The sequence below is a fragment of the Sorangium sp. So ce394 genome (assembly GCF_051474665.1).
GTDB classification, from domain to species: Bacteria; Myxococcota_A; Polyangia; order Polyangiales; family Polyangiaceae; genus Sorangium; species Sorangium cellulosum_D.
Window position 1 is genome coordinate 4,488,017 of the sequence record NZ_CP150339.1, and the last position, 15,263, is coordinate 4,503,279.

At 72.0% G+C, this 15,263-nt stretch carries 13 protein-coding genes and 2 tRNA genes; 7 read left to right on the plus strand and 8 right to left on the minus strand.

Annotated elements, in window-relative coordinates:
- Positions 1-4: 4 nt before the first annotated feature.
- Complete coding sequence (locus WMF33_RS16615; RefSeq protein WP_061629437.1) at positions 5-889, minus strand: DNA adenine methylase; 885 nt, start codon at positions 887-889, stop codon at positions 5-7.
- 539 nt (positions 890-1,428) lie between these two features.
- Here WMF33_RS16615 and WMF33_RS16620 point away from each other — a divergent pair.
- Positions 1,429-2,400: a hypothetical protein gene (locus tag WMF33_RS16620; RefSeq protein ID WP_437338052.1), complete on the plus strand. Its 972-nt coding sequence runs from the start codon at positions 1,429-1,431 to the stop codon at positions 2,398-2,400.
- Positions 2,401-2,436: 36 nt separating this feature from the next.
- Here WMF33_RS16620 and WMF33_RS16625 read toward each other — a convergent pair whose 3' ends face one another.
- The 4 genes from WMF33_RS16625 to WMF33_RS16640 form a co-directional block, all read right to left on the minus strand.
- Positions 2,437-2,829: a hypothetical protein gene (locus WMF33_RS16625; protein WP_437338053.1), complete on the minus strand. Its 393-nt coding sequence runs from the start codon at positions 2,827-2,829 to the stop codon at positions 2,437-2,439.
- Between the two features lie 95 nt (positions 2,830-2,924).
- The gene (locus tag WMF33_RS16630) at positions 2,925-3,620 is read right to left on the minus strand and encodes an NUDIX hydrolase (protein WP_437338054.1); all 696 of its coding nucleotides are present in this window, start codon (positions 3,618-3,620) and stop codon (positions 2,925-2,927) included.
- Between the two features lie 258 nt (positions 3,621-3,878).
- A tRNA-Glu gene (locus WMF33_RS16635) sits at positions 3,879-3,953 on the minus strand.
- 39 nt (positions 3,954-3,992) lie between these two features.
- Positions 3,993-4,066, minus strand: a tRNA-Gln gene (locus tag WMF33_RS16640).
- Positions 4,067-4,630: 564 nt separating this feature from the next.
- Here WMF33_RS16640 and groES point away from each other — a divergent pair.
- The 4 genes from groES (at position 4,631) to WMF33_RS16660 (ending at position 8,305) form a co-directional block, all read left to right on the plus strand.
- A complete protein-coding gene (gene groES / locus WMF33_RS16645) occupies positions 4,631-4,927 on the plus strand; it encodes a co-chaperone GroES (RefSeq protein WP_020735364.1) in 297 nt (98 codons plus the stop codon).
- 68 nt (positions 4,928-4,995) lie between these two features.
- Entirely contained in the window at positions 4,996-6,675 is a 1,680-nt protein-coding gene (groL, locus tag WMF33_RS16650; RefSeq protein ID WP_437338055.1) for a chaperonin GroEL, read from the plus strand.
- Between the two features lie 201 nt (positions 6,676-6,876).
- Entirely contained in the window at positions 6,877-7,533 is a 657-nt protein-coding gene (locus WMF33_RS16655; RefSeq protein WP_437338056.1) for a Crp/Fnr family transcriptional regulator, read from the plus strand.
- Positions 7,534-7,537: 4 nt separating this feature from the next.
- Positions 7,538-8,305 (plus strand): MBL fold metallo-hydrolase, encoded by a 768-nt coding sequence (locus tag WMF33_RS16660; protein WP_061629442.1) that lies wholly within the window; start codon positions 7,538-7,540, stop codon positions 8,303-8,305.
- A 301-nt stretch (positions 8,306-8,606) separates the two neighbouring features.
- On the opposite strand, the gene WMF33_RS16665 is transcribed toward WMF33_RS16660, so the two are convergent.
- The 3 genes from WMF33_RS16665 to WMF33_RS16675 all read right to left on the minus strand — a co-directional run bounded on the left by WMF33_RS16665 (position 8,607) and on the right by WMF33_RS16675 (position 12,949).
- Complete coding sequence (locus WMF33_RS16665) at positions 8,607-9,425, minus strand: PP2C family protein-serine/threonine phosphatase (protein ID WP_020735368.1); 819 nt, start codon at positions 9,423-9,425, stop codon at positions 8,607-8,609.
- Between the two features lie 265 nt (positions 9,426-9,690).
- On the minus strand, positions 9,691-11,340 hold the full coding sequence (locus WMF33_RS16670) for an FAD-dependent oxidoreductase (protein ID WP_437338057.1): 1,650 nt from the start codon (positions 11,338-11,340) through the stop codon (positions 9,691-9,693).
- A gap of 4 nt (positions 11,341-11,344) precedes the next feature.
- Positions 11,345-12,949 carry a polyamine aminopropyltransferase gene (locus WMF33_RS16675; protein ID WP_437338058.1) on the minus strand — a complete coding sequence of 535 codons (1,605 nt, stop codon included), beginning with the start codon at positions 12,947-12,949 and terminating at the stop codon, positions 11,345-11,347.
- 140 nt (positions 12,950-13,089) lie between these two features.
- Here WMF33_RS16675 and WMF33_RS16680 point away from each other — a divergent pair, with 140 nt between their 5' ends.
- Both WMF33_RS16680 and WMF33_RS16685 read left to right on the plus strand, forming a co-directional pair.
- Positions 13,090-14,562 (plus strand): DUF4178 domain-containing protein, encoded by a 1,473-nt coding sequence (locus WMF33_RS16680; RefSeq protein WP_437338059.1) that lies wholly within the window; start codon positions 13,090-13,092, stop codon positions 14,560-14,562.
- 311 nt (positions 14,563-14,873) lie between these two features.
- Positions 14,874-15,182: a hypothetical protein gene (locus tag WMF33_RS16685; RefSeq protein ID WP_061621885.1), complete on the plus strand. Its 309-nt coding sequence runs from the start codon at positions 14,874-14,876 to the stop codon at positions 15,180-15,182.
- Positions 15,183-15,263 lie beyond the last annotated feature (81 nt).

The following is a 15,263-nucleotide window of genomic DNA, read 5'->3' on the forward strand; positions in this document are numbered from 1 at the left end:
GGGCTCAGCCCGCCTTGTCCGCCGCCGCCTTGCGGCTCCGCCGGGTCGCGTAATTCCGGATCACGATCTCTCCCACGCGTCCCCGGGCGTCGCTCTTCGCGTTGATGCTCCGGAGCGCCGCGACGCGGTCGATCTTGAACCGCTTGTAGAGCGGCGGGATCTCGGGAACATCGGAGTTCGAGAGCATCACCTGGACCCCCCGCTCGTCGAGCGCCGCGAACAGCGCCGCGAGGCGCTCCTGGTCGCGGAAGCTGAAGCCGCCCGCGCTGTACGAGGTGAAGTTCGCGGTCGGCGAGACGGGCGAGTACGGCGGGTCCAGGTAGACGAAGTCGCCCTCGCTGGCGTGGTCGAGCACGCGCTCGAAGTCGCGGACCTCGAGCTCGACGCCCTGCAGCGCCGCCGAGCAGGCCCGCAGCTGGGGCGCGTTGCAGATCGACGGGTTGACGTAGCGGCCGAAAGGCACGTTGAAGCGGCCGGCGCTGTTGACCCGGTAGAGCCCGTTGAACCCCGTCTTGTTCAGGAAGATCGTCCGCGCGGCGCGCTCGGGCAGCGTGAGCGAGGCGGGGTCGAGGTCGCGAACCCGGTAGTAATGCGCCTCCTCGTAGGCGTGGCTGCCCAGCGCGGCGACGACCTCCTCGACCCGGTCGCGCACCGCCCGGTAGCAGTCGATGAGCTCGGCGTTGACGTCCGTCAGCGTCGCGCGTTTCGGCTGCAGGCAGAAGAACAGCGCGGCCCCCCCGACGAAGGGCTCGAAGTAGCGCCCGTACGACGCGGGCAGGAGCGGCTGGAACTGCCGGAGCAGCTGGCCCTTGCCGCCCGCCCATTTGAGGAACGGACGTGGCAGCAGGGGCGCGGCGCTGTCGGGTTCGGTGACAAGGGCGGTGGTCATCGCGCAATACTGGACGCCAACCTACCAGGGCGCGCGATCGTCCTCAACCGCCGAGGTCATGCCGGCGATCTCTCTGGTCCAGGGCCCCCGCCGGTCCGCCCGCGGCGCGCGTTCCCCCGCGCGACGTCCCGCGCCACGCGTCGCTCCAGGCTAGGTCGTTCTATGTCCACTCCCCGGCGGCCCCGGACGGCGAGATGCCTTGTGGACAAACGGGGATGTTGCTCAGTTTTGTGAGCAGATTCAATGATTTATAAGCAGGCGTGAGCGCGCGTGTCCCGGCTCGAGCGCTGCCCGGATCATGGCATGTCGCGGCTTGCGTGATCGCCGAGCAGGGATAAGTTGAAGTCTCGACACGCGGGCTGAACAGCCGCCGGGAAAGCGGGGTTCTCCCGAATTCACGCACCGCCGCTTCAGGCCATCTCGCCGGTGGACCTCGGCGGCGCGGCAGGGGCTCGCCCGGGCGCAGGGCGCGGGCGCCCCGCGCCGGCTTTCGGCTCTCGTGGGAGCCGCCGTTCGCTCTCGACAGGAGGAATGCCGCCATGATGCTTGCCTTCGACCTCGATCGCGACGACGCCCCGCAGCAGCGCGGCCCCGCTCCGGCGGACGGGCCGGGCTGCTTCGGTGAGGCCGTGGATTACCGGGCTCAGCGGATCCTGTACGCCGCGCGCGGCTGGATCGCGGAGCAGGACGGCATCACCACGGACGGGCGCTCGCTCATCCTGCTGCACGCCCAGCGGACGCCGCCGGAGCGGCGCGAGGCGCTCGTGCGCTGCTTCGAGCGGGTGCTCCTGCACGCCCCCCGGCCGGAGCTCCCTGCGCTTGCCGCGTCGCTGCGCCAGGCCGGGCTCTCCGTGGACGAGGGGCTCTCGGTGATGGGCGCCCCGGCCGGCGAGGTGCGCGCCGCCGTGCAGGGGCTCGGCCGGTTTCGCTCCTTTCCGGCGGGCCTCCGCCTCTTCCGGGTGTCCCCGGACGACGACGACGCCACGATCCGGTCGCTCCAGGAGCTCCAGGCCGAGAGCGGCCACGCGCCGCTCCCTGGCTGGACCCTGCGCGGCGGCGAGGGGCGCTCCGTGACCCTCGCGCTGCGCGACGGCCGGGGCGCGCTGATCGGCTGCACGACCCTGTGCGTCCTGACGCGGCCCGACGCCGCCGAGGACGGCGGGCCCAGGGCGCTCTCCCAGCTCGGGCTCCTGGGCGCCCCGCCGCTCTGGATCTCCGACGTCGGCGAGGCGCCTTCGTGGACGGGCATGCCGATCTGCACCTGCCTGCGCGAGGAGTACCGCGGCCGCGGGCTCGGCGCCCCGCTGCAGGCCGCGGCGCTCCGGGAGGGGCACGATCGCTTCGGGATCCGGTGGTTCTACGCGCTCGTCCGGGCCGGCGACGAGATCGCGAAGCGCATGAACGCGCGCTGCGGCCTCGCCCCGCACCGGGCCGAAGGGTTCCTCGTCGCGACGGCGGGCCCCGCCGAGAGGGCCCGGCGGCCCGCGGAGCCGCGCCGCGCCTCAGGCTGACAGCGCGGGCGCGGGGAGCTGGCGGGGGCGCCCGCCTCAGGCCGACAGCGCGGGCGCGAGGATCTGGCCGAGCTCCGCGGCGACCTTGTTCTGCTGCGGGACGCGCGCGCCGATCGAGGCGAGGTAGAGCGTCCGCTCGCACACCGTGAGCCGCGTCGCGTAGAAGTCGTCGTCGCCGGCGACCGCATCGACGAGCTCGTCGAGCTCGTCGTAGCCGGCGATCCTGTCGGCGCAGCCGGCGCCCAGCGCGGCGAGCAGCGCGAGATCGTCGTCGCTCGCCGCGGCGCCCGCGGCGCGCGCGCCGCCGAGGAGCGCGCCCTCCTCGCCGGCGAGGGCGACGGCGCGCACGCCGCTCCCCTGCGTGGCCTTCGCCAGGTACCGCCCCACGGCATCTCGAGGGACAGCGCTCGGAGTCTTCTGTCGGTTCATCGGGCAGCCTCCGGCCGCGACTCTGCCCCGCCCGGCGCGGATGCCCAAGAAATCGGCGCCCGCGCGCCGGAGCCAGGACGAGCTCGGCGGGAGCGCTACCCGAGCGTCCACGGAGCCGGCGTCTCGCCCGCGGCGTGGCGGCGGATGCTCTCGAGCGCGCGCTCGTAGTAGCCGTCGCGCGCGGCCACGAACTCCTCGAGCCGCACGTCGCGCGGCGCGATCTTCACGGCGCCGCTCTCGTCCGGCGCTTGCCGCATCAGGCCGGTCACGCTGGACACCTCGCCCCGGACGAGGCGCTGCGCCGCGTGGAGCGGGAGCGACAGCAGCGCGGTGACCTCGGCCGGATCGGGGCGGAACGCCGCGAGCGCGCGGCGGGTGGTCGCGAGCAGCACGTCCACCAGCTCGCAGTCGATGATGCCGGGCGCGTGGTCGTCCATGTGGCGGCACGTGCCGAGCCGCATCACGTCGCCCGGCGCGAGCGGCAGGCCGATCTCCTCCTCGGCCTCGCGCAGCGCCTCCGCGAGATCCTCGCCGGCGCGGTAGTGCCCCGACACGGCGACCTCGAACGCGCCGGGCCAGGTGTCCTTGTCCTGGCTGCGCTGCTGGAAGAGCACCCAGGGCTCCGCGCTGCTCCGGCGGCCGTCGGGCTCGCGCTCGAGGACCACCCACACGTGGAGGCTCCGGTGCCAGTCGCCGTCGCGGTGGACGAGCTTGCGCGCCTTGCGCACGCCGAGCGGCTTGCCGCTGCGATCGAAGATGTCGAACAGCTCGTCCCCGTCCTGCGCCGCCATGGGCCCGAGGGTAGCGCACTTCGAGCGGAGGGCGCCGTTGCTACCCTGCGTGCTCCTCGACGAAGCCGTGCTTCATCGAGAAGCTCACGTGCCGGGCGACGAGGCTGGAGCGCCCGGCGATGCTCGACGAGCTGCTCCGGCGCGCACTGTGCCCCGCGCGACGTGCAGACGCCGGCGGCGCACCCTCGCGGCTTCGCGAGCCGCAGCCGCAGGGCGGCGTAGGGGAGCTCTCGGTGGCGAGGAGAGCTGAGGTGATACTGGCGATCCCAGCGGGAATCGAACCCGCGTTACCGGCGTGAGAGGCCGATGTCCTAACCGCTAGACGATGGGACCTTGTACTGTCGAGAAGGCCGATAGCAGAGCTGATCGACCTGGCTGGGGGACAAGGATTCGAACCTTGATAGCAAGAGCCAGAATCTTGCGTCCTGCCGTTAGACGATCCCCCAAGGGGTCAGCGCTGTGTTCATCAGCGCCACGGGCCGCGGAATCTACTCGGACCGGTGGGGTTGTCAAGCGATCAAAATCGGACCCGACCAAGAAAACCTCACGGGGCCGAAAATCTTCGGCGTTTCGCGCGTTTCGCGCGGTTCGCTCCGTCCCCTCCGCCCGCATCGAGCCCGCCGCGCTCTCGCTGCCGCTCTCTCGCAGCCGTCCGGCGCCGCCGTCCCGTCCGTCCGCAGCGTTATCGCTCGCCCTCGGCCGCCCGATCTCCGGAGGGGGTCGCCACGGCATTGCGACGGTTGCCCGGACGCTCTCTCCAGGAGCTCCTTCTTCGTTCCACGGGGGCGGCGGCCCCGGAAAAGTCGCGACTGTCTGCTGCGCGCCCTTGACGTGCCGGGCGACTGATTTACTTTCGGCCGCGGTTTAGCCACCGGCCTAGGAGAGTGCCAAGCGACTGTGATCCCGGGCACTTAGCTCTCGTCGTGTGGGCGGAAGGCCCCTGCGGGGGGGCGAACGGGACCTCCGGCGAGCCGATGGTCAGTCAACCAGCCGAGGACGAGGGAGCCACCATGAAAATCAGGCCGCTGCAGGATCGGATTGTCGTCAAGCGTGTCGAGAGCGAGACGAAGACCAAGGGGGGCATCATCATCCCCGACGCCGCGAAGGAGAAGCCGATCGAGGGGCGCGTCGTTGCGGTGGGCAACGGCAAGGTGCTGAAGGACGGCAAGGTTCGCCCGCTCGAGGTGAAGGTCGGCGACAAGGTGCTGTTCGGCAAGTACAGCGGCACCGAGGTGAAGCTCGACGGCGAGGAGCACGTGCTCATCCGCGAGGACGACGTGCTCGCCGTGACCGAGTCCGCCTCCTGATCCGGATCGACGGAAACCGAACCCAAGCGCTAGCAGACGCGGCCGCGCGGCCGCGAGGGGATTGAGAGATGGCTGCGAAGCAGATCGTTTATAGCCGCGGCGCCCGCGCCGCGATCCTGAAGGGCGTGAACACGCTCGCCGATGCGGTCAAGGTGACCCTCGGGCCCAAGGGGCGGAACGTCGTCATCGAGAAGAGCTGGGGCGCGCCGGTCGTCACGAAGGACGGCGTCACGGTGGCCAAGGAGGTCGAGCTCGCCGGCAAGCTCGAGAACATGGGCGCCCAGATGGTCCGCGAGGTCGCCTCGAAGACCAGCGACAAGGCCGGCGACGGCACGACGACGGCGACGGTGCTGGCCCAGGCGATCTTCGGCGAGGGCCTCAAGCTCGTCGAGGCCGGGCACAACCCGATGAACCTGAAGCGCGGCATCGACGCGGCCGTCGCGAAGGTCATCGAGTCCGTGCAGCAGGCCGCCAAGCCGACCAAGGACAAGGACCAGATCGCCCAGGTCGCCACCGTCAGCGCGAACGGCGACAAGGAGATCGGCCAGATCCTCGCCGACGCCATGGAGAAGGTCGGCAAGGAGGGCGTGATCACGGTCGAGGAGAACAAGCGCATGACGACGGAGCTCGAGACCGTCGACGGCATGCAGTTCGACCGCGGCTACCTCTCGCCCTACTTCGTGACCGATCCCGAGAAGATGACCGCGGTCCTCACGAACCCGCTCATCCTCGTCCACGAGAAGAAGATCTCGGCCATGGCCGACCTCTTGCCGCTGCTCGAGCAGGTGGTGAAGCAGGGCCGCGAGCTGCTCATCCTCTCCGAGGACATCGAGGGCGAGGCGCTCGCCACGCTCGTCGTGAACAAGCTGCGCGGCACCATCAAGGTCGCCGCCGTGAAGGCGCCCGGCTTCGGCGATCGCCGCAAGGAGATGCTGAAGGACATCGCGATCCTCACCGGCGCGACCGCGTTCATGGAGGACCTCGGCCAGAAGCTCGAGAGCGCCACGGTGCGCGACCTCGGGACGGCCAAGCGCGTCGAGATCGACAAGGACAACACGGTCATCGTCGACGGCCAGGGCGACAAGACCGCGATCAAGGGCCGCATCGAGGCCATCCGCAAGCAGATCGCGGACACGGCGAGCGACTACGATCGCGAGAAGCTCCAGGAGCGGCTCGCGAAGCTCGCCGGCGGCGTCGCGGTGGTGAAGGTCGGCGCGGCGACCGAGACGGAGATGAAGGAGAAGAAGGCGCGCGTCGAGGACGCGCTGCACGCGACCCGCGCGGCCGTCGAGGAAGGCATCGTGGTCGGCGGCGGCGTGGCCCTCCTCCGGGCGGCCTCGGCCCTGGAGCAGCTCAAGTTCAACGACGAGCGCGACGTCGGCGTGCGGCTCGTGCGCCGCGCCGTCGAGGCGCCGCTCCGCCAGATCGCCCAGAACGCGGGCGTCGACGGGACGGTGGTCGTGGAGAAGGTCCGGTCGGGCGCGGCCACGTTCGGCTACAACGCCGCGACCGACGCGTACGAGGACCTGCTCGCCGGCGGCGTCATCGACCCGGCCAAGGTCGTGCGGCACGCGCTCTCGAACGCGGCCAGCGTCGCGAGCCTGATGCTCACGACCGAGGCCCTCGTCGCCGAGAAGCCCAAGAAGGAGAAGCCGGCGGCCGGCGGCGCCCCCGGCGGCATGGGCGGCATGGGCGGCATGGGGGGTATGGGCGGCATGGGCGGCATGGGCGACTTCGACATGGGTTGAGCGCCTGTCCGGCCGCGCGCCGGTCGTCGCCGCGCTCCGGCGGCGCCGGGCGGTCGACGCGGCGCGCGCCGCTCCCGACGAAGCGGGCCGAGGGGTCCTCCAAAGCATGCTGGCTTGGAGGGCCCCTCGCGCTTTGTGAGGCCGAGAGCCTTTGCCTGGGTTTTTGACCCGCGGTCACGCGCGGCGCTAGACTCTCGGGCAATGTCGGAGTCGTCGTTCGCCCGCTATGGCCGCGAGTATGTGCCGGGCGACGTGCTCTTTCGCGAGGGCGACCCCGGCGACGTCATGTTCGTCATCCAGTCCGGCGCTGTGCGGATCACCAAATCGGTCGAGGGCGAGGACAAGGTGCTCGCCGTGCTCGGGCCCGGCGAGTTCGTCGGCGAGATGGCGATCCTGAACGGCAAGCCGCGCAACGCGACGGCCACCGTCAGCGAGCCGTCCCGCTGCCTCGTGGTCGAGGCGCGAAAGCTCAAGGCCATGCTGCAGCGGGACACCGAGATCGCGTTCCGGCTGATCAAGAAGCTCGCGAAGCGGCTCGACGCGGCGGACGCGCTCGCCGAGATCCTCATGCACCGGGACCCCAAGGCGCGGGTGATGCTCGCGCTCGCCCGCCACGCCGAGGCGTTCGGGGAAGAGACGCCGCAAGGAATACGCCTCCGCGCCTCCCCCGCGGACATCGCGCGCGAGGTCGACGTCGAGCAAGGAATGGTGGACGAGGTGATGGCGCGGCTCCGCCGGCTGAAGCTCCTCGCGGAAGGGCCCCCTGGGCAGGGGGCGATCATGGTGACCGACATGCGGAGGTTTCAGGATTTCATCGAATTCCTGGAGACGCCGCAGAAGTTCGGCGGAGCGAGCTGAGCCCGTGGAGCTGCGCGTCATCGGCTGCCACGGCGGGGAGACCCCCCGGCATCGCACGTGCGCGTTCGTCGTGGACGACGTCCTCGCGATCGACGCGGGCTCGCTGACCAGCGGGCTCGAGGTGAAGGAGCAGGCGAAGATCGAGGCGTGCCTCGTGAGCCACGCGCACCTCGACCACATCCGCGATCTGGCCACGATCGCGGACAACCGCTGCCAGCTCGGGTGCCCGCCGCTCGTGATCGCGGGCACGCGCGAGACGCTGCGCACGCTGAAGAAGCATTTCTTCAACAACGTGCTGTGGCCCGATTTCGCGGTGATCCCGAGCCCCGCGCAGCCGACCATCGAGTACCTCGAGCTCAAGCCGGAGCGCCCCACGATGGTCGCCGGGCGGCTCGTGCGCGCGGTCCACGTGACGCACACGATCGACGCGTCGGCCTTCGTGATCGAGGGGAGCGGCGGCGCGATCGCGTACAGCGGCGACACCGGGCCGACCGAGCGGCTCTGGGAGGTGCTGAACCAGCAGCAGGACCTCCGCGCGCTGCTGATGGAGGTCAGCTTCCCCGATCGGGAGCAGCGGCTCGCGACCGTGAGCGGCCACCACACGCCGCAGACGCTCGCCGTCGAGCTCCAGAAGTTCCGCGCGCCGAAGGATCTGCCGACGATGCTCTACCACATCAAGCCCGTCTTCCAGGCCGAGGTGGAGCGGGAGTGCGCCGCGCTGAAGGGGCTGAACCTGGAGGTCCTTCAGCTCATGGATCACTTCGTCCTGTAGCGGAGCGCCAGCCGTCGGCCAGCGCCTGCGCGCCAGCCGCGGGCTCAGCGCCTGCGCGCTAGCCGCGGGCTCAGCGCCTGCGCGCCAGCCGCGGGCTCAGCGCCTGCGCGCCAGCCGCGGGCTCAGCGCCTGCGCGCCAGCCGCGGGCTCAGAGCCTGCGCGCCTGCCGTCGGCTAGAGCCGGCGCGCAGCCTCCGCCCGGAGCCCGCGCGCCAGCCGCCGAGCGCCCTGGTGCGCCCGGCCTGGCCGGTGCCGCGCGCTCGCCGCCCCGGGAGGCGGCGGTGGCGGGCGCGCGACAGGGGCTAGCGGCTCTCCTGCGTGGGCTCGTCGACGAACGCGCGCTTGCCGTCGGGGACCTCCTCGACGCGGGCGAGGACGACCGTGATGTTGTCGGTGCCGCCGAAGTAGTTCGCCCGATCGATGAGCGCCTTGCACGCCGCGTCCAGCGAGCCGCTCGACATCACGAGCTCGAGGATCTGATCGTCGCTCACGAGGCCGGACAGGCCGTCGGAGCAGAGGAGGTAGACGTCACCGTGGCGTGTCTCGTCCGTCACGAGATCGACGAGGACGTCCTCGCGGATGCCGAGCGCGCGCGTGATGACGTTCGCGGGCAGCTGCCGGACCTCCTCCTCGGTCATCCACGGCGCCATGTGCGCCGCGTCGCTGACGAGCGAGTGGTCGCGGGTGAGCTGCGTGATCTGGCTGTCGCGCAGGCGATAGCAGCGGCTGTCGCCCACGTGGCCCACGGTCACGTGCTCGGCGTCCTTGGAGAACATCGCCGCCACGATCGTCGTGCCCATGCCGAAGTCGGCGAGCGTCTTCAGCGAGCGATCGAAGATGCGCCGGTTCGCCAGCCTGAGGCCGGTGACGACGTAGTTCTCCTCCTCCGTGAGGTTCGGATCGGCGGGGAACGGCCAGGTGGCGTCCCTCCCCACCGTCACGGACAGGAAGTCCGAGAGGGTGCTCACAGCAAGCTGGCTCGCCACGTCGCCCGAGCGGTGTCCGCCCATTCCATCCGCCACGGCCACCACACGGTACTCCTCGCTGACGAGGAGGTTGTCCTCATTGTGGTCCCGGAGGAGCCCGGTATCCGTCATCCCGGCAAACCGGGTCCGCAACATGGGCAGAGAGTAGACGCGGAGCCGGGGGGCAGCGCAAGTTCAAGGCGAGGGCAAAGCTGAAATCCTGGGCCGGATCTCCCACCGCGGCGGCTCCACGCGGCGCAGAAGCGGCCGGCGGCGGGGGCGACGGACCCTCCCGGAGGCGCCCGCCCGCCGGACGCACTTTGCTCTTGAAAGATGAGAGGGGACGTGGGGTTCCCGCCGAGCGGCGCCGCGCGCCGCGAAAGCGCGCCCGCGCCGCGCGCTTTCGCCCGGGCGCGCGAGCTCAGAGCCAGCTCTCGCCGATCGCGAGCCCGAGCGCGGCCGCGATCGTCTCGGCGGCGCGCACGCCAGACGCATGCGCCTCCTCGAAGAGCGCCATCCCGGGCTGATCGACGTGCGCCCAGGCGACGCGCTCGTCGAGCGCGCAGACCGGCTCGAACGGCCGCGGGCCGAGGAAGCCGGGGCGCGGGCGCGGCATCGCGTGGCCCCAGATCATGACGTCCATCCGGCCCACGTCGTCGCGCAGGTGCGGGTGCGCCGGCGCGAGATCGCGCAGCACGCCCTCGGCGAGCGACGCCCACGGCGCGCCGAGCAGCGCCGCGCGCGCGCCGGCGACGTCGGGCCCGCCGTACGCGCGGTAGTACGTCAGCACGGTGCGCTGCATCGGCGCCTCCAGGCGCGAGCGCTGCGTCGTGCCCGCGGCGAGGTCGGTGAGCTGGTGGCGCGCGTCCACATAGCCGAGCCCCTCCGCGCCGTAGAGGACGGAATCCCACGCGTGGTTTGGATCGAGGGGCCGCTCGACGTGCAGGTTCGCGACGAGCCACGCCGACGCGACGCGCGCCGGCAGCTCGCCCGCCGCGCCGCCCGCGAAGATGCGGCGCGCGACGAACGCCGGCGCCGCGAGGATCGCGGCGCGCGCCTCGACGCGGCGGGCCTCGCCGCGCTGCACGTCGACGTAGTCGACCTCCACGCGGCCGCCCGGCTGCGGGCGCACCGACGTGACGAGCGCGCCCAGCGACACGCGCGGCGCCGCGCGCTCGAGCAGCGCCTTCACGAGGCGCCCGTTGCCCTCGGGCCAGATCAGGTAGCGGCTGCCCGCGAGCTCCGGGGTGCGCGCCTTGCGCCCCGCGAAGTAGTGCAGCCCCGCCCAGGCCGAGATCTCCTCGAGCTCGCCGCCGAAGTCGTCGAGCATCGCGTAGCGCACGTACCAGCGCAAAAAGGGCGTGCGGTACCCCTCGCGATCGAGCCAGGCCGCCATGCTCATCCGGTCGAGCGCGAGCAGCTCGGGATCGCGCGACGAGCGGTCGAGCGGGATCTGGAACGCCGCGCGCCCGTCGCTGCCTCGGAGCTCCGTGAGCTCCTCCTCGAGCGCGTGGAACCGCTCGAGCTCCTCGACCGCGTCGGCCGGCAGCGCGTCGACCGGCGCGAGGCCGGCGTGCCAGGCGCCCTCGTAGAACAGCCGCTCGCCCGGCGCGTGGCACAGCCGCCGCGGATCGAACGTGGGGCGGCCGGCCGCGTCCCACCCGGTGACGACGCCCATCTGCTCGAGCAGCCGCAGCGTCGCGCGGGCCTCGACGTTCGGCGCGGCCAGGTAGTGCGCGCCCCACGGGTAGGGCACGACGCCGTCCTCGCCCCACGCGCTCGTGCCGCCGGGCCGCGGCTCGAGCTCGAGGACCCGCAGATCGAGCCCGGCGCCGGCGAGCCGCCACGCGGCCGACAGGCCGCTCACCCCGCCGCCGACGATGACGACGTCCGCGCGCTCGGCCGGGCCGGACGGGCCGGACGTCGAGGCGCGCGGCGCGCCGCCGCGGAGCAGGTGGCCCGCGCCGTGGGCCGCGCCCACGATCTCGCCGGCGAGCGGCGCCCGCCCCGGCGCGGCCGTGTGCACGAGCCAGCCGGCGGCCACGGAGCTGAGGAAGCCGCGGCGGTTCACCGGGTCACCGCGTCCACTCCGCCCACTCGCGCGTGTACACGGAGACGAGCTTCTGGTCGTTCAGCCGGTTGACCGGGGCGTCGACGCGGCCGAGATCGCGCGGGAACCGGAAGAGCTCGGGCAGGCCGCTCGAGTCGAGGTAGCGGAGCTTCGACGCGTCGATCCGCAGGGCGCCGGGCGCGGCGAGCCCCTCGCCGCCCGCCAGGATGAACCCCCACTCGCCGAAGCTCGGCACGTAGACGTGCAGCGGCGCGGCCTTGAAGCCGGCCGCCTCGAGCGTCGTCACGACGGACCAGAACGACTCGCGCGCGTAGTGCGGCGACGTCGCCTGGATCACGGCGAGCCCGCGCACGGAGATCCGCTGCCGGAGCAGGTGGTAGAAGGCGTCGGTGTACAGCTTGCCGACGGCGTAGTTGCCCGGATCGGGGAAGTCGACGACCGCGAGATCGAACGACTCGGTCGACTCCTCGAGGTACTTGAACGCGTCCTCGTTGCGGACGACGACGCGCGGATCGCGGAGCGCGCCCCCGTTCAGCGCCGCGACGAGCGGCAGGTCGCGGAAGGCGCCGGTGACGGCGGCGTCGAGGTCGACGAGCAGGATCTGCTCGATCGACGGGTAGCGCAGCAGCTCGCGCGCGGCGAGGCCGTCGCCGCCGCCGAGGATCAGCGCGCGCCGCGGATCGCGGCCCAGGGCGGCGACGGCCGGGTGCACGAGCACCTCGTGGTACCGGTGCTCGTCGTCGGACGAGAACTGGAGGTTGCCGTTCAGGAAGAGGCGCGTCGTGCGCGGGCTCCGCGTGATGATGAGGCGCTGGTACGGCGACTGCGCCGCGTAGACGATGGGCGCGCCGAAGTAGAGCGCCTCCGAGCGCTCGACGAACCGCGAGACGAGCGCGAAGGCGACGCCGAGCCCCGCCATCACGACCACGCAGAGCGCCCGCAGCCGGACGACGACCGAGCGCTCCAGCGGGAAGAGGAACGTGCTCGTGAGCGCGACCGCCGCGTTGAGCAGGCCGAAGAACAGGCTCGTCTGGTGGATCCCGAGGCGCGGCAGCAGGAGCGACGGGAAGAGCAGGCTCGCGGCGAGGGCGCCGATGTAATCGAGCGTGAGCACGCGCGCGACGAGCCGCTTGAGATCCAGGGAGAAGTTGAGCAGCCGGATGAGCAGCGGGATCTCGAGGCCGACGAGCACGCCGATGAGCAGCACGAGCGCGTAGAGCAGCGCGCGGAACGCCCCGAGCGCGGTGTACACGCGGAAGAGCATCGGCGCGGAGAGCCCGCCGACGAGCGCGAGGCCGAGCTCGATCTCGACGAAGCGCTCGAGGAGGCGGCCCTCGATGTACTGCGAGAGGTACGAGCCGATCCCCATCGCGAACAGGTAGAGGCCGATGACGAAGCTGAACTGCGTCACCGAGTCGCCGAGGACGTAGCTCGCGAGGGTGCCGGTGATGAGCTCGTAGATGAGCCCCGACGTGGCGATGACGAACACGCTCGCGAGGAGCGCGGGGTGCACGAGCCGGGGCAGCGGCTGCGCCGCAGGCGCGCTCGCCCCGGCGTCCCCGCGCGGGGCGCCCCGAGCGCCCGTCGAGCTCTCCTCGGTGGCCGGCATCGGCGCGGTCCTACCACCGCTCGTGCGGGATCACAGCCGGTTCGCGCGCGGGTTCACGCGCGCCTGTGCGAGCCCGCGGCGCGGAAGCGGCCTTGAAACGCTTCCTCTTCCCTGGCCGGCGCTTCTAGTATGGTGCTCGCGTGAGCACGCCCTTCGACCGAGCAGCCGCGTGCCCCTCGTGCGGCGCGCCGATCACGTTTCGCTTCGCGGGCGCGATGGCGCAGGTGTGCAAGCACTGCAAGTTCGTGGTCGCCCGCACCGACCGGGACCTCCGGGCCGTCGGGCGCGTCGCGGACCTTGTCGAGATCCCCACGCCCCTCCAGCTCGGGGTCACGGGGCGCTGGGGCAACGAGCCCTTCGTCGTCGACGGCCGCGTGCAGCTCGATCGCGCCGGCGCGCCGGGCGCGCCCTGGCAGGAGATCTTCATCGCCTTCCCGGCCAGCGGCCGCTGGACGTGGGTCGCCTACGCCCAGGGGCGCTGGTACGCGACCACCGAGGCGCCGCTCCCGCTGAACGGGCTGCCCCCGTGGGCCTCCCTCCAGCCCGGCGGCCGCGTCCACCTCGAGGGGCACGGCGTGTTCACCGTCGTCGAGGTCGGCCGCCGGCGCGTGATCTCGGCCGAGGGCGAGATGCCGCACGTCGCCGCGCCGGGGGTGGTGACCGGCTTCGTCGACATCGCGGGGCCGCGGGGCGAGTTCGGGACCCTCGACTACGGCGACGGTCGGATCATCCCGCCGAAGCTCTACCTCGGCCGGCAGATCGACCCGGCCGTGATGCAGCTCGACGCCGGCGCGCCCGTGGAGCGGCCCGCCGCGCAGGTGACGGCCCTCGCCTGCCCGAACTGCGGCGGCAACCTCCCGCTCGCCGCCCCGGGGACCGCGGAGCGCATCGTCTGCCGCTACTGCGGCACGGCGAGCGACCTCACGAACGGCGCCCTCGTCGCCCTCGGCCAGGTGCCCCGGCCGCCCATGGAGCCGTACGTCCCGCTCGGCGCCGAGGGCCAGCTCCGCGGCATGCGCGTGCTCTGCATCGGCTTCGTCATCCGCGGCTGCACGGTGGAGGGCGAGCGCTACCGCTGGCGGGAGTACCTGCTCTACGGCGGACCGAGCGTCGGCTACCTGTGGCTGATGGAAGAGGACGGCGCCTGGCAGCTCGTGACGCCGCTGTCGCCCGGCGAGGTCCAGCCGATGGGGTCGACCGCGAGCTACCAGGGGAGGACGTACGCGCTCAAACAGAGCGTCCACGCCGAGGTGGAATACGTCATCGGCGAGTTCTACTGGAAGGTGGAGATCGGCGAGGGGGTACAAGCCACCGAGTACCAGGGCGAAGGCGGCAAGATCAGCATCGAGCAGGCCCCGACCGAGGTCAGCGTGTCGTTCTGCGCACCCTTGCCCGGCCCGGAGCTCGCCGCCGCCTTCCACCTGCCGCCCCCGCCGAAACCCGGGCTCGGCAGCGGGACGGGCATGAGCGCCGGCACGGTGATCGTCCTCGTCGTCGTCCTGGTCATCGTCCTCCTCATCCTCATCGCGCTCAGCGACTGTGGTGGGGGCGGCGGCGGCGTCATCTTCGTTCCGACCGGGGGGGGTAGCCCGAGCTTCGGGGGCGGGAAGTGATCCAGCTTTACTGCCAGATTCGGCTGAATCTGAATTAGAGGCCGTCGCGGGGCCGGGAATGCCATGGTCCCGGGTGGTGCCGAATCGGGCGCGCTCGGGCCTGGACATCTCTATGTCCACCGTCGCGGAGAGCGCGGCCTCACGTCGAAGGGAACGGTCGAATCCGGGCAGGTGATGGTCGGTTTCGGGTATCGGTCGCCTCCGGCCGCTCCCCTCGATCGAATGATTTCAATGGTTTACACGCTGGCCTGCGGCGGCCCATGACGTGCAATGTGCCGCCCGAAGCCGGCGCGGACCGGTGACGGAGGCCCATGCAAACCGTGAATTCGGTCGACCCGCACGCACAGCTGCGTGCGCTCTACATCTCCCTGCTCCGGAACCAGGAGCACTTCGACGAGTTCAAGCAGCTGCTCTCCCTCTACATCGTCTCGCCCGAGGCCGACGAGGAGCCGGTGGACGCCGCCAGGGTCCGCGCGCTGCTCAACAGCCGCATCCGCTCCTGGATCGGCGGCTTCTTCGATGGGCTGAGCGCCGCCCAGGTGCTCCAGTGGCGCGCGATCGTGGTCGAGGAGCGCATCAACGTGTGCCTGTCGCCCTGGAAGGAGTCGAACATTTATTGATGCTGCGGCGCAGGCGACAGGCGGGGTTGCACCGCCATCGGCGTACGTCCCACCGGCGCGGCTCCGCCCCGGTCCCATCTC

Bases quoted from the DNA above. Each gene is read 5' to 3' on its own strand.
- WMF33_RS16630 (WP_437338054.1), bottom strand. From the start codon at position 3,620: ATGGCGGCGCAGGACGGGGACGAGCTGTTCGACATCTTCGATCGCAGC.
- groES (WP_020735364.1), top strand. From the start codon at position 4,631: ATGAAAATCAGGCCGCTGCAGGATCGGATTGTCGTCAAGCGTGTCGAG.
- WMF33_RS16675 (WP_437338058.1), bottom strand. From the start codon at position 12,949: ATGCCGGCCACCGAGGAGAGCTCGACGGGCGCTCGGGGCGCCCCGCGC.
- WMF33_RS16615 (WP_061629437.1), bottom strand. From the start codon at position 889: ATGACCACCGCCCTTGTCACCGAACCCGACAGCGCCGCGCCCCTGCTG.
- WMF33_RS16685 (WP_061621885.1), top strand. From the start codon at position 14,874: ATGCAAACCGTGAATTCGGTCGACCCGCACGCACAGCTGCGTGCGCTC.
- groL (WP_437338055.1), top strand. From the start codon at position 4,996: ATGGCTGCGAAGCAGATCGTTTATAGCCGCGGCGCCCGCGCCGCGATC.
- WMF33_RS16665 (WP_020735368.1), bottom strand. From the start codon at position 9,425: ATGTTGCGGACCCGGTTTGCCGGGATGACGGATACCGGGCTCCTCCGG.
- WMF33_RS16625 (WP_437338053.1), bottom strand. From the start codon at position 2,829: ATGAACCGACAGAAGACTCCGAGCGCTGTCCCTCGAGATGCCGTGGGG.
- WMF33_RS16655 (WP_437338056.1), top strand. From the start codon at position 6,877: ATGTCGGAGTCGTCGTTCGCCCGCTATGGCCGCGAGTATGTGCCGGGC.
- WMF33_RS16620 (WP_437338052.1), top strand. From the start codon at position 1,429: ATGATGCTTGCCTTCGACCTCGATCGCGACGACGCCCCGCAGCAGCGC.